The sequence below is a fragment of the Tangfeifania sp. genome, assembly GCF_055108615.1.
Window position 1 is genome coordinate 1 of sequence record NZ_JBSQIC010000008.1, and the last position, 14,587, is coordinate 14,587.

General features: G+C 43.6%; 10 protein-coding genes. All 10 read right to left on the bottom strand.

The features are described from left to right. Positions 1-1,802: peptidylprolyl isomerase (locus tag ACTCNA_RS03100; RefSeq protein WP_462946436.1), on the bottom strand; the 1,802-nt coding region annotated here is incomplete at its 3' end. Positions 1,803-2,075: 273 nt separating this feature from the next. Next, positions 2,076-2,756 carry an LPS export ABC transporter periplasmic protein LptC gene (lptC, locus tag ACTCNA_RS03105; RefSeq protein WP_462946437.1) on the bottom strand — a complete coding sequence of 227 codons (681 nt, stop codon included), beginning with the start codon at positions 2,754-2,756 and terminating at the stop codon, positions 2,076-2,078. Beyond that, on the bottom strand, positions 2,731-4,365 hold the full coding sequence (locus ACTCNA_RS03110) for a tetratricopeptide repeat protein (RefSeq protein WP_462946438.1): 1,635 nt from the start codon (positions 4,363-4,365) through the stop codon (positions 2,731-2,733). The genes lptC and ACTCNA_RS03110 overlap by 26 nt, the downstream gene beginning before the upstream one ends. Before the next feature lie 28 nt (positions 4,366-4,393). After that, positions 4,394-5,686, bottom strand: a complete 1,293-nt coding sequence (locus tag ACTCNA_RS03115) for a hypothetical protein (protein ID WP_462946439.1) — start codon at positions 5,684-5,686, stop codon at positions 4,394-4,396. Next, the gene (locus tag ACTCNA_RS03120; protein WP_462946440.1) at positions 5,673-6,404 is read right to left on the bottom strand and encodes a type III pantothenate kinase; all 732 of its coding nucleotides are present in this window, start codon (positions 6,402-6,404) and stop codon (positions 5,673-5,675) included. The genes ACTCNA_RS03115 and ACTCNA_RS03120 overlap by 14 nt, the downstream gene beginning before the upstream one ends. Position 6,405: 1 nt before the next feature. Continuing rightward, a complete protein-coding gene (gene nadC, locus ACTCNA_RS03125) occupies positions 6,406-7,248 on the bottom strand; it encodes a carboxylating nicotinate-nucleotide diphosphorylase (protein ID WP_462946441.1) in 843 nt (280 codons plus the stop codon). A gap of 6 nt (positions 7,249-7,254) precedes the next feature. Next, positions 7,255-8,826 (bottom strand): L-aspartate oxidase, encoded by a 1,572-nt coding sequence (nadB, locus tag ACTCNA_RS03130; protein WP_462946442.1) that lies wholly within the window; start codon positions 8,824-8,826, stop codon positions 7,255-7,257. Positions 8,827-9,053: 227 nt separating this feature from the next. Beyond that, positions 9,054-10,400, bottom strand: coding sequence for a TolC family protein (locus ACTCNA_RS03135; protein WP_462946443.1), 1,347 nt, complete (start codon positions 10,398-10,400; stop codon positions 9,054-9,056). Then, entirely contained in the window at positions 10,384-13,449 is a 3,066-nt protein-coding gene (locus tag ACTCNA_RS03140) for an efflux RND transporter permease subunit (protein ID WP_462946444.1), read from the bottom strand. Before ACTCNA_RS03140 ends, ACTCNA_RS03135 begins: the two co-directional genes overlap by 17 nt. Then, the gene (locus ACTCNA_RS03145) at positions 13,446-14,570 is read right to left on the bottom strand and encodes an efflux RND transporter periplasmic adaptor subunit (RefSeq protein ID WP_462946445.1); all 1,125 of its coding nucleotides are present in this window, start codon (positions 14,568-14,570) and stop codon (positions 13,446-13,448) included. Before ACTCNA_RS03145 ends, ACTCNA_RS03140 begins: the two co-directional genes overlap by 4 nt. Between the last annotated feature and the right edge of the window lie 17 nt (positions 14,571-14,587).

Sequence of the window (14,587 nt, forward strand, 5' to 3'; positions counted from 1 at the left end):
TCAGTTTTTCCTTCCATGGCAGCATTGGCTTTTTCAATTAAGAATTCGGCTTTCTTCTCTCTCATAACAGCCAGTTCAACCCGGTCTCTTACACTTTCGAAGTCGGCAATTCCCTCTTCGGTTGCAGAAGCAAGTGTGGCGATTACAAAGTTATCACCCAAATCAAAAATTGTTGATCCCTGTGTATCCTGAAGAAGTCTTCCTTCTTTTGATTCGTAGGCGGCCCGGACGAGTGGACGGGCATTTTCGAGCCCTGCAATATTTCTGTCGTTTTCACCAAGTGAGGCTGCTTTTTTGTTTAAATTCTGTTCTTCAACCGCGGCATCAAACTCTTCTTTGTTTGTGACATCGCCGGCAAACTCGCTGGCCCTGGCATAAACATTCTGGTAAGTCTGGGTGCTTGGCACTACTTTTCTTACGAGGTAAGCCACCTGCACCTGAGGTGATAAATCTCCGCGGTCGGTTGTTTGGATAACATGAATTCCGAACTGCGAAGGAACAACTGTCACTTCGTTAATATCGTTATTGAAGGCTGCTTCCTCGAATGGCTCAACCATTTGTCCTCTTCCGAACCATCCTAATTCGCCTCCCTGAATTGCCGAGCCCTGGTCGGCAGAAAATTCCCGGGCCAGTTCACCAAAGTCACTACCGTTTTCGATAGCTGTTTTCAGGCTGTCGGCCAGTTCCTGCTGAGCGATGAGCTCTTCCTGGGTATTCGTGTTAACCTGTAAAAGGATGTGCCTTGCCTCAACCGAATCGGGCATCATTTCGGAGGCATGAAGTTTGGCCAGTTTGTATGCTTCATTTTCGAAATACGGACCGAAAATATCACCCACTTCAGCACCTTCTTCAAAAATCCATGTTGCAATATCGGCAGGTAATTCGTTTTGTTTATACCAGGTATTGTCAAAGCTTACGTCGGAATTTGAATTTACAAATGCAACGTTATCTTCAGCCGAGGCAAAATCAGAAACGGCATCGGTAACCCATTGTTGTGCGTCCTGATAATCGGCATCCGATGGGGTGACCGGGAAAGTAATGTATTCAATCCTGCGGTTTTTTTCCTGGCGGTAATTTTCCTGATTGGAGTTGTAGTAATCCTTTAAGTCTTTTTCGGTAACTACCACCTGGCTGTCGGCTACTGTGTTGCGCGACAAGACAATGTAGTCAAAATTAACCTGCTTGTTTTTTGCTTCGAGGCTTTTTTTTGCCTCTTCGGTTGTAACAAAAAGTCCTTTGCCTACAAGGTTATTGTATTTGGTTTGAATGCGCTGTTCCACAATCTGATCTTCGAGATACAACCAGTATTCACGTTGTTCGGGTGCAACAGCTCCTGATTCGAGGTTTTGCAGAAAGCGGACTACAGCACTGCGGTCAACCTGCCCGGTATTCGGGTTCTGGAACAGTTGCTGAACTATGGGGTGCAGGTTGGTTCCCTGCAGCATATCGAAAAGTTCTTCAGAACTTACTGACACTCCCAGGTTTTCATAAACATCGTTCATAATAATTCTGCGGACGGTGTTTTGCCATGCTTGTTCGCGAACCTGAACCCAGGTGTCTTCGTCCAACTGGCTTTCCTGGGTGTTCATCCTGTATATTTCACCTAATTTTTCTACTTGTTGCTGAAATTCAGGGTATTGAATTGATTGTCCTTCTACTTCACCAATTTCGAGCCTGTCGCCCTGAAAAAGTGAGCTTCCTCCCCGGAGCATGTCTCCAAGGATGAATGCTGCAAGCGAAATACCAATTACGATTGCAACCAATAATCCTGCCCTTGTCCTAATTGTTTGTAACGTTGCCATTGATTTACAGTTCTTTTATTGCAGATTTTACTTTTATTTTTTCGAGCTACGAAGATAACAATTTTCGAAAGAAACCATGAATATTTATTTTTTTTTGAGGAACAACCTCTTTTGTGGCGTAGTGTTTTGATTAACAATTGTTTATTTTGGTATTTGCAGGTAAAAAATTTTGTTTCAACTTTGCATCCTTTTAATATTATAATTGAAAAGAGCAAATGTGTAGATTGAAGCAGATGAGATTAAAAAAATGCAGAAGAAGCTGGATTGAAAGTTTCAATTTCGGAACTGAAGAGTCCCTGGTTCGGGAGTAATTTCCTGTTTTTCTTCCGGCTGCAACGTGGTTGAGTCGGCAGGTGTTTGTTCATTTTCGTTTACTTCAACAAAAATAGTTCCTTTGGGATTTTTGATTTTCCAGTTTTCCATCGCCTGGTCAGATTCAAACCCAATGCCGGTAATTATCTGGTCGGGCCGAATGATTTTTACATATTCATCTGAATATATTTTTTCATTTTTTTCTTCCCAAATAAGGTGTTCGGTTTTTAGGGTATCACCATCTAAATTGGTCGCAACCACATTATTTTTGGCTTCCCATTTATCTTCTTTTTCGTATTGTTTTGCATAATCGGCTGTTATGCTCGAAACTACATTTTGGGCAGAATCGTACCTGATTAGTTCAATTCCTTGAGGGAATTCCACATACGCATCCCCTTCGGTTTCAAACCGGAGAAGTTTGGGTGCAAATAAGTAAAAGCGAACTTCACCGCTGTCGGTAATAAGTGTTTCAATATTAGTTGCTTCCTGCTGGGGGAGGTTTTCGGGCGACGTGAAAGCCTGAATTTTTTCGATGTTGTTTTTCTCGCACCCAAAGAAAAGAAATGCAGCCCCTGCAAGAAGAGCTGCAATTCCTTTAAATCTTACTATTTTGTTTTTAAAATCTTGCTGTAGTTGTTTCATTAATCCAGCCTCCAACTTTATAACTTTCTCCTTCCTGAACATCCCTGAAGAAGGCTTCTTCCTTGTTCGGGAAATATTTCCGGTAGGTGGATACTTTTTGGGATGCATCAACTGCGCAGTCCTGGCCTGCCCTGCGGGCGCGTTCGAAATAATCGACGGCTAACCAGAAAACACTTGCTTTATCAAAGGCATCATCGCCAAATGACTTGCTTGCTGCTACGTAAATGTCGCCAATAAGCATTAAGGCCTCACAATAATCGGGGTTAATGTCCAGTGCTTTTCGTGCATAACTGCGTGCTTCCGACAGCGCGTTTTCTTTGGCAAATACAAAATAGGCGTATTCGTAGTAATATTTTGCCAGGAGGTCGTCATCGGTTTCCTGATCCATGGCTTCCTGGTAGTATTTTTTTGCCCTTTCGGTTTCGTTTCTTTGCACGTACCGGCGTGCCATGTTAAATGCTGCCTCAGCCGACGGTTCCAGCTCATAAAGCCTTTCGGTTGCCTGGGCAAACAACTGGCTTTCGTCGCAGTTGGCATCTCCCAGGCGGCGGAGCATTCCTTTTATGAATTCAGCATCTTCTTTATTTTCTTCGTATTGTGGCTGGAAAATACTAATGAGTGCTTCGCAGTCGGCAGCTCCTGAAGAACCAAATATTTCTTCGATGTATGCCTGAACTTTTGAAATATCTTCCAGTTTCTTTTCTTCTTCGGTTTCTGATTTTATGGTATTGAGCAGGTTGTTGCATTTATCGAAATTTCGCACAACCGTTTCTTTTGGAATTTCGCCCAGTTTGAATAACGAGCGTGTGGTTTGCATCATTAAAACAAATATGGGTAATTCTGTTTCTGTTTGTTGTTCTTCAATTGACTGGTTGAGCCATTCGTACCCTTTTTTCATGGTTTCCTTGAGTGCCTCACCTTCTGGTGGGGTGTCAGTATTCAGCTTATAATCAAGGAAATCTGTTGCTTTCCGGCCCAGTACATAACCTTTTTCACCAAAATACTTGATTCGCTTGTCGTAAATTTTCATCAGCTGATCAATGTATTTTTCCCTTTCTTCTGGTGTTTCTGCATTTTCAATAAAATGGTCATACATTTTGGCACCCTGGATGTACACATTTTTTATTGATTTCGGGTATTTATTGAATACTTTTTTCCAATGCGGCAATGCCGATTCGTAATTTCCTTGTTTATAATATTCGTTGTAAAGCGAATATGTATTCATGAAATCCCTGTTCTGTTCGTTAATGAGTTCCTCGGCGGTTTTTAAAACTACCTCGCCGGTTTCTTCTTCTTCGTCACCCGAAGGAATTTCCCCGCTCCAGGCAAAGTCGAAAACATCGCCTTGTTTATCATCGATGTCCAGCTTTTTGGTTTCGTCGATATAGGTGAATTTTATCCATTTCGATTTTTCGTGGGCTTCTAATTCGTACTTTCCGTCGAAGCCGGTAAGCATAGTTCCACCTCTGTGTACTTCTACTGTAATTCCTGCGGCAGGTTCTCCGTCACGGTAAACTGTACCTTTAATTACTCTTTGTGCCTGCAATGTAGTTGCGGACGAGAATGCAACTGCGGCAATTAAGAGTGCTATGCGAAATAAAGCTTTCATAGTTTTATATTATTATTTGTTTTTAATTTTAATCAAATCTCTGTTGTATAAACCACAAGTCATATAAATTTACGCTTAAATTAACTTTTGCATAATTTTCAAGAACTAAATTGTGTTGTTTCGTTCCTCTTTTTCCTAATTCAGCTGAAATATTTATGGTTGAATTGGAACGATATATTGGTAATCCTATTCCAAAACTTATGCCAAAATCGTTAATCTGTTGATTGTTAAGCATGAGGTACGATTTTTCGTATTTAACCCCGGCACGGTATGCAACTCTGTTCAAATAACTTCTTATTGAAAAACGGTCGGGAATCCATTCAGCTCCGAGCGCAAATTTATCTAAATCTGTTAAAACCGGATCAACTGAACCGAAAAATTTTGCTTTCGACCATGCTTGATGGTAATAATCGAGATTGACTTCGAGCATATTGTCTTTCACATACGAAACTCCGAACCCGTAACTTAGCGGTAGCTGAATGGTGCTTTCATCTTCACTTTGATAATTTAACGTATCCTGGTCGGTGTTGGTGCTCGTGCCAATTGTATAGGTTAAATATTTGCTGCTAAGGTCGGAATAGAAGCTGGTTAATTTAGGCTGGGTTTCGAGAACAGCCGCCAAAACAAGGTGCTGTTCCTCTTTTAAAGGAATGGTGGCCTGTGCCCCAAAATTCAGGTTGAAATCGCGCATTCTGACAGCTTCGTATTTCTGTATGTTGTAAAAATCGCGTTCATCGAGGAAATTCACCTCGGCATTGCGGTTTAACGTGCCAAACATGTAGTTAAAATTGGCACCCACTGATACATTTTTAATGGGTTCCACTGCCAACCCCAAGTAAGCTTTTGAGAGTGAACCTTCACCATAATAGGAGAAGAGCACATCGCCTGCATTTTCAACATTTTCGGTTACCTGCACATTGTATCCAACATCGGAGTAGGGGGTGAGCCCTAAACTGGTTGCCAACCAGTTGGTAATCTGGAAGTTCATTGCAAAGTACCTGAAGTTGACATCGTTGGCCTCCATCTCGTTTATGTCGTTGCTGTACTTCGAGAATTTGCCATAAACTCCAAACTCAAATAAAAATGAGAGGGAATCAACAGCAGTATAGGATGCGGGATTTGAGGTGTTTATTTGCTGGTTGTTTCTGCTTGCAAGCGATGCACCTCCCATCGCTGTTGTTCGTCCGAAACTGTATGGCTGAAGGTCGCCCAACCCAAAACGCGAGTATGGCGAAGTTGTGTTATTATTAAATTGTGCAAACAAAAAAAACGGAAATAAAAGTAACCCGGTCAGTAAACTTACGCTTCTAAATCTCCCCATTATATTCTAATATGTGGTTTAACCCTAAGGCTGTTAAATTGAAATGTACAAAGAAAGAATTTTTTAATTTCAAATCAAAAAAATTGGCATCTCCACCGGTAATAATAACGTTTAAATTTTTATAAAATTCCTTAAAAGAATCAATGACTTTATCAGCTTCATGTACAATACCATGCTGAACTCCTGCCCTGATTGCTTCTTCGGTGGACCTGCCGAAGAGATTAGTGAAGTCAGATTGCCGGACTAATGGAAGTTTTCCGGTGAACTGGTGCAATGCTTTAAAGCGCATTTCCAGTCCGGGTGAAATATTACCGCCCAGGTACTGCCCCATATCGTTGATGAAATCGTAGGTAATTGCCGTTCCGGCATCGATAACCAGAATGTTGGAATTGGGGTACACCTTAAATGCACCAACCACTGCGGCTATCCTGTCTTTCCCAAGTGTTTGTTTTGTTTGGTAGCAGTTTTCAATGGGCAAAGGTGTATTGGCATCCAATTCAATAAGCGTTTCAAAATTTTGCTGAAGAGCGGTTTTCAAATCCTGCGGAACATCCGTAACTGCAGAAATAATCGCCTTGTTCAGTGAGGGATATTCATTTTTCAGGCGATTGATATCTTCGGTTCGCAAATCATCCAAGAGAACTGTAATTACCATTTCGCCCCTGTTAAAAAGCGATATTTTGGTTCGTGTGTTCCCGATGTCAATTACAAGGTTCATTTCAGTCAATAATTCGTTGGCTGATATCCAGTGCCCGTACCGAATGGGTGAGTGCACCAATTGAAATGTAATTAACTCCTGTTGATGCTACTTTTCTTATGCGTTTCAGTGTCATATTCCCCGAAGCTTCAATTTTGGTCCTTCCGTTAATGAGGACAACGGCTTCCTTCATCATTTTAGAGCTCATGTTATCGAGCATAATGATATCCACGTCGGCATCGAGTGCTTCCTTTACCTGTTCCAGGTTAGTTGTTTCCACTTCAATTTTTATGCTTTTGGGAATTTTAGTCCGAATGGCTTCCACGGCTTCTTTTATGCCTCCTGCCACCTGAATGTGGTTATCTTTAATCATAACCATATCGTAAAGGCCGTATCGGTGGTTGGAACCACCGCCCATTCTCACGGCATATTTGTCGAGGTACCGGTAGCCGGGTAAAGTTTTGCGGGTGTCCAGAATTTCAACGTTTTGTCCCTCAACTTCTTTCATGCATATATCGGCAAAAGTTGCAATTCCCGAAAGCCGCTGCAAAAAATTCAATGCTTTACGTTCGCCGGTTAAAAGTGCCCGGTAGTTACCCCTGAATTCTACCAAAATATCGCCCGGGTTAACTTTGCTCCCGTCGGGTATTTTTACATTCCATTCAATGTCCTTGTCAAATTTTTTAAATACCATTTCGGCAACGGGCAGGCCGGCTATTATTCCTTCGGCTTTGGCTACCAGAATAGCTGTTTTACAGGTATCGGGGGCAACAAGGTTGTTGGTGGTGATGTCGCCGTCACCAATATCCTCGGCAAAGGCAAGGTCAAACAACACTTCTGCTGATTTTAATGTTTTTTCGTCCATCGTATTTTAATTTCTTACGGGTTCAAACTGAATGTTATTATTTTTTTGCTGAATAATATGGATTTTTAAATCCGGATTTTCTTTTGGGAAATCACTTCGTATATGTCCACCTCTGCTTTCTTCTCTTTTCAAAGCGGCTGTAGCTATCAGCCGGCAAATGGTGGCACTGTTATGTATTTTCATTAAATTGTATTCGTTGTCAAAATTGGTAAATTCACGGGCAATAGCGGTAAATTTATCTATGGCTTTTTCAAGGTCATCTGCATTTCTGACAATCCCAAGGTTTTTCGACATGGAAGTTGCAATTTCATTTTTGTACGACAGGAACGTGTCTTCATTTTGCATATCCAATTTCATTGGCTTAATTTCAGGCAAATCTTTACCGGATTTGCTGAGTTTGGCTGCCCGGTCGCTGGCGCGTTTGCCAAAAACCAGGCATTCGAGCAACGAATTGCTGGCCAACCTGTTGGCACCCATTACGCCTGTTGAAGCTGCTTCTCCGCACGCAAATAATCCTTTAATGTTGGTTTCTCCGTTCAAGTTGGTTCTTATTCCTCCAACCATGTAATGTGCTGCAGGCGAAACAGGCAGCAAATCTTTGGTGAAGTCGAATCCCATCTCTTTTAAGTGCTTGTAAATATTTGAGAAACGGGACTTTATTTTTTCTGCATCGAGGTGTTTCAGCGAAAGATAAATAAAATCGCTGCCCGAATCGTTTATCTTTTTGAAAATATTGTAGGCAACCACATCGCGCGGTGCCAGTTCGGCCAGCGGATGTATGTCCTTCATGAACCGCTTCCCGTCCTGGTCGAGCAACCAGGCTCCCTCGCCCCGCACAGCTTCACTGATGAGATAGGCCTCTTTCCCGGGGACATACAAAGCCGAGGGGTGAAACTGGATAAATTCAATATCGGCAATTCGGGCCCCGGCTTCCCAGGCAAGTGCAATTCCGTCGCCGGTAGCAGTATGCGGGTTGGTTGAGCGTTCAAAAACACGCGAAAGTCCGCCTGTGGCAAGAATTACAGTTTTAGTTTTTATGATGACATTTTCGCCGGTTTTAAAATCGATGGCCTGAACACCAATAATCTGGTCGTCGTTTTTCAAAAGTTTTACTACTGTAGTAAATTCAAAGGGTACAACTGAGGGCTGCTCTTTTACTTTATCGAGAAAAAAACAGGTTAGTTCTTTTCCGGTAGCATCGCCGCCGGCATGCAAAATACGACGTTTGGTGTGGCCGCCTTCAAGTCCTAAAACGAATTCACCGTTTTGTTTGTCGAACGGCATTCCCATTTCAATTAACCCGAGCACCCTTTCTTTCCCTTCATTCACCAAAATGTTAACCGCATCTTTATCGCAAAGTCCCCGGCCAGCCAAAATCGTATCTTCAAGGTGTTTATCGGGTGAATCTTCGCTGTTAATTGCCGCGGCAATTCCTCCCTGTGCGTAATAAGAGTTACTGGTATCGAGTTCCGATTTTGTAACAATTGCTACAGAGCCGTAACCCGCCGAATAGTATGCCGCAGTAAGGCCTGCCAATCCACTTCCGATTATAACTGTGTCAAATTCAAAAAATTGCATGAAAAATATTTCTCGTAAATGCGCTGCAAAGTTACTATTTCTTTCAGGTAAAATCGCTTTTTTTCAAAACCTTTTTTTATCCGGGTAAATAGTCGGGTAGAACAGGAGCGAAAACTTCCAGAACAACAGCGTATTCAGGAATTTCCACTTCATGCTCCACGTTTTCCGGAATGCTCCGGGCATTTTCGGGTGCAGCAAAATACCATTTGTCTGAAATTGCATTTCAATTATACATATTCCATAATTCTTCCTGCAATCTGGAGCAGCGATATTTCGGCCAGCTTTGTCTGGTACTTAACGGAGATGAGTCGTTCTTCGGCATCCAGCAGGCTTTTCTGTACTTCGCGCAGTTCAAGCCCGGACAATGCACCAAGTTTATAGCGCTCCAGGGCAATATCCAGGTTTTCGCGTGCCACATCCAGGTTTTCTTCTTCCATTTTTACCAGTCGCAGGTTATTTTCGTACGCATAATAAACGGTAAGTAGCTCGGCTTTAATCTCCTGTTCAACTTCCTGAAACCGGTACATGCGGTTCTCCACTTCAATGTGGGCATTTGTTTTTTCGCGGTGCCTGTTGAATCCGTCAAAAATATCTAACCCGAGGGTTACCCCGTAATTGAGCGAACGGTTTTGCTGATTACTTAATGCTAACTCACCGTAGTCGCTTATTGTTCCCGTGCCATAACCCCGGTATGAGTAACTGTATCCTGATGAAAAATTCAGGTAGGGATAAGCCCTTGAAGCAATTAATTTGTAATCGAGCTCCGAAATCGCCTTGTTTTTTTGAGCTATCTGCAGGCCGGTATTAAAATCGAGTGTAGATTCCAATAGGTTGGCATACGTTAAATCGGAATTAAAAACTATTGAAGTGTCTGCCACCTGAATATCTTGTTCCAGGTTTTCGAGGGCCATCAGTTTTTTCAGCCGAACTTCTGATTCGAGGATAGCTTCGTTTTGGCGTGCCAGCCGCGAGCTGTCTTCATTCAGGTAAACAATCGACTGCAATAACTCGAGCTTCGATGAGGCTCCCAGCAGGTAGCGCTCCTCGTCGATGCGAACCCTTTCGCGCGAAAGCGAAACCGCGTATTCCATGTTTCTCTGGTAGTTGAGCTGCTGGATATAATAATAGTATTCAGCCACAATCTGCGCCATCAGGTTTTCCATTGACATTTGCGTGTTGAGTTCGCCCATTTGTTTCAGTTCTTCCAGTTTCTGATAGGTAGTTTGTACGTTGAACCCATTGAAAATAGTCATGTTCAGGTTAATGCCGGCCGAACCTGTTGTGTTGTGTACACCCGATGAAATATTTTGTGTACCGTCATTCATATTTTGGGTGGTGGAATTTAAATCTCCTCCAATTCGGTTGGTCGTTGTAACTGTTGGCAAATAGCCTGCATTTCCGCGGGTGACATTGTTCCCGGCAATTTCTTCCTGATTTCGTGCCACTTTCACCGAAAAGTTTTGTTCGAGCCCCGTATTTACGCAACGGCTGAGGTCATAAATTTCCTGGGAAAAAATGGTGCCGGGTAAAATTAAAATCAGTAGGACCGGTAGTATTTTATTCAGTATGTTCATTTTTATTGATGCTGTTTGAATTTTCAGAACTATTTTTTGATTCGCTGGATACAAGCAGGTAAATCCCGGGCACCACAAACAAGGTGAGGAAAGTTGCAATCAGCAATCCACCAACTACGGCAGTACCCATTGCAACGCGGCTTTGGGCACCCTCTCCCAGTCCCATGGCAAGTGGTAAAATACCCAGAATTGTTGACAGGCTGGTCATTAAAATCGGGCGGAAACGAGCTGACGAAGCAAATTTTATCGCTTCGTATTTGTTCATTCCGGCAGCTTTTCGCTGGTTGGCAAATTCTACAATTAAAATCCCGTTTTTGGAAACCAGTCCAATGAGCATGATAATTCCAATCTGGCTGAAAATATTCATGGTAATGTTAAAATACCACATAAAAATGAGTGCGCCTGTAAGTGCCAGCGGGACGGTCATCATTACAATAATCGGGTCTTTAAAACTTTCGAACTGTGCCGAGAGCACCAGGAAAATAAGTACAATTGCAAGTACAAATGCAAACATCAGGCTCGATGAACTTTCCATAAAGTCTTTCGAGTCGCCGTCGAGTGCCGTGCGAAAAGAATCATCGAGTACTTCACTGGCAATTCTGTCCATTTCTTCAATCCCGTCACTAATTGTGTAACCGTTTGCCAGGTTCGATGAGATGGTGGCCGAAACAAAACGGTTGTAACGATAAAGCTGCGGTGGGGCTGTGGTTTCGCGGAGTGTCACAAAATTGTCGAGCTGAATCATTTCTCCTGAATTATTACGTACATAAAGCGATTTCAGATCGAGTGGTTTGTTGCGCTCCTGGCGTGGCAGCTCACCCAGAATTTCGTATTGTTTGCCGTTCATTATAAAATAACCGAAGCGTTGTCCGCTAAGCGCGAGTTGCAATGTTTGCCCGATATTTTGAGTTGAAATGCCCAGCAGGTTGGCCTTATCGCGGTTAATTTCAATCTGGAGTTCGGGTTTGGTAAATTTCAGGTTTACATCGGCCTGGATAAACATCGGGTTGTTTTGTACCTGTGCCATAAATTCGGGCAATACTTCGCGCAACTTGTCGATGGTAGGTGCCTGTAATACATACTGAATGGGCTGACGTGCGCGCCTTCCTCCAAATGTGGATTGCTGAACAATTCCGGCCCTTGCCTTTGTTTTTTTACTAAGTTCAGCAGAAAGGTCACTTACAATCTCCTGCTGCGCGCGTTCGCGTTCTGAGGGCTTGACCAAAGCGGTGCGTACAAAAGCCCAGCTGCCCCTAACCATTGTAACAATATTTCTGGCTTCGGGCACTTCGTCTTTCACCAGTTCAGTAATGTCTTCCACATAATCGTAGTTGAATTCGTAGGTTGAACCCTCGGGTGTACTTACGTTTACATTGAATTGCGAACGGTCCTCGAGGGGAGCCATTTCGGCCGGAATTACACTCCATAAAACGGCTATTAATATTCCTGAAAATATTAGAATTACAAGCGATAAGTATTTGCGTCGCAAAAATTTCGCGAGCCCACGCTGGTAATAATTGTTGAGCCGTACAAAGTATTTTTCACTCCAGTTATAAAACCTGTTGTGTTTTTGCCTCGATTTTAGCAGTTTGGTAGAAAGCATTGGGGTAAAAGTCAGGGCAACAAACGATGAAATGGCAACGGCACCGGCAATTACAATACTGAATTCGCGGAATAACCTACCTGTCATTCCCTCCAGGAAAACAATGGGGAAGAAAACCGCAACCAGCGTAATGGTGGTGGCAATAATGGCGAAAAATATTTCGTTGGCACCTTCGAGTCCTGCCTGTTTGGGCGACATGCCCCGCTCAATTTTTACATAAATATTTTCCATCATCACAATGGCATCGTCAACCACCAGCCCGATGGAGAGCACGATTGCCAAAAGCGTGAGCACATTTATGGTAAACCCGGCGAGGTACATGATGAAAAAAGACCCTACCAGTGCAATCGGAATTACGAGCATGGGAATAATGGTGGTCCGCCAGTCGCGCAGGAAAAAGAAAATAATTATAACCACAAGGAAGAAAGCCACATAAATAGTGGTTTGTACTTCACGGATGGACGAACGGATATAGTCGGTATTGTCGAACCCGATTTCTATTTCCACATCATCGGGAAGGTCTTTTTTTATGAATTCCAGTCGCTCGTAAACATCGTCAACAATATCGATATGGTTCGCGCCCGGTTGCGGAATAATTACCGTAGCTACCATCGGTATGTCGTTCATTTTCATTATTCCGCGGAGGTCTTCAGGCCCGAGTTCGGCGCGGCCAATGTCGCGAACCCTGATTATTTGGCCCCCTTCCTGTTTTAAAATCAGGTCGTTGAATTCTTCGGGTGTGGTCATCAAACCCAGGGTGCGGATGGTCAGTTCGGTGGTGTTCCCCTCGATACTTCCGGCAGGAAGTTCCACGTTTTCGCGTTGCAGGGCATTGCGCACATCGAGCGGTGTCATTTGGTAACCAGCGAGTTTGGCCGGATCAAGCCAAATGCGCATGGCATAGCGTTTTTCTCCCCAAATGCCTACAGAACTTACCCCGGAAACAGTTTGAAGTTGTTCTTTAAATGTCAGTTCGGCAATTTCTGAAAGCTCGAGCAACGAACGTTTCGGGCTTTTTACCGCTACCATCAGGATGGGACTGGCATCGGCATCGGCTTTCGAAACAGTTGGCGGGTCGCAGTCGCGTGGCAAAAATCGCTGTGCCTGCGAAACTTTGTCGCGCACGTCGTTGGCAGCTGTTTCCAGGTCAACCGACAATTCAAATTCAACGGTAATCCGGCTTCTTCCCTGGCTGCTGCTACTGGTAAGCGTACGAATCCCGGGAATCCCGTTAATCGATTGCTCCAGCGGCTCGGTAATCTGCGATTCAATTACATCGGAGTTGGCTCCGGGGTATGAAACGCTCACCGAGATAATCGGCGGATCGACACTGGGAAATTCCCTGACACCCAAAAATGTCATCCCGATTCCACCAAATAATAAAATGACAAGGGAGAAAACTGTTGCCAGTACAGGACGTTCTATGCTGAGTGATGAAAGGCTCATTGTATTTCTTCGTTTACTAAATGTTGATTGGTTACCAAAGTATCGAGTTGAATCGGGATATCTTCCCTGAGCTGCAGGATTGCCGTGGTGAGCAGCGTGTCACCAAAATTTAGGCCTTCGCGGATTTGAATGTGCGACTCGGTGCGCAGCCCGGTTTTCACTTTAACTTCTTTTGCCTTGCCGTTTTTGTAAATGAAAACTTTTTCACCCGACATTTCGGCAATCAGTGCTTCAGTAGGTATCGACACGGCGTTTTCAATTTCTGAAAGACGTGCTCTGATACTGGCAAAACGTCCGGGCTTTAATTCTTCGTTTGTGTTTGGGTAAAGTGCCCTCACTGATATGGTGCGGGTGTTGACATCTACTTTCGGGTCGATGGCGTAAACGTTGGCTTCGAATGGTTCGGGAAAACCATCTACAACAAATGTGATAGGAAAACCGGGAGTCACTTCGCCTGAATATCGCTCAGGGATGGAAAACTCAATTTTCAGCGGGCGGGTTTTTACCAGCCGGATAATTTTGGTTTGAGTGGTGGCATAAGCACCTTCTGAAATCATCCTTAGTCCTACGCTTCCATCAAACGGGGCACGCAGTTCGGTTTCGGCAATGCGCGCTTCAATCAACATCATGTCGGCTTCTATCGACTGCAGTTCGGTGGCTACCTGGTCGTAACTTTCGCGGCTGATGGCATCGCGATCGAGCAACTGGCGCTGGCGGTACTCTCTTTCTTCAACAAGCTTCTTTTGTGCCTGGAGCTTCAATAACTGCGCCTGTAAAGGTCTGTCGTTTATTTTTGCCAGCAGTTCGCCTTTTTTTACTTTCCGGCCTTCTTCAAAATATAAACCTACTACTTTTCCCGACGTTTCAAACGCCAAATCCACTTCTTCGTCGGGTAACAGCGAACCGGTACTGTTAACCATTTCGTTCATTTTTGTTGGAACAAGGACATAACCACTGGCATAAAGCGGCTGGCCTGCACCTCTTCCGCGCATGCCCGGGGGCGGGCCTTCTCCCTGCCCGGAGCTAAACATTGGTTTTAATTTTGGATAAAAAATAATCCCTGCCAATACCAGCACCAGGATTATGGTAATGGAAATTCTGAAAATGTTTTTTGTTGCCACGTTATTAATTTATTTTA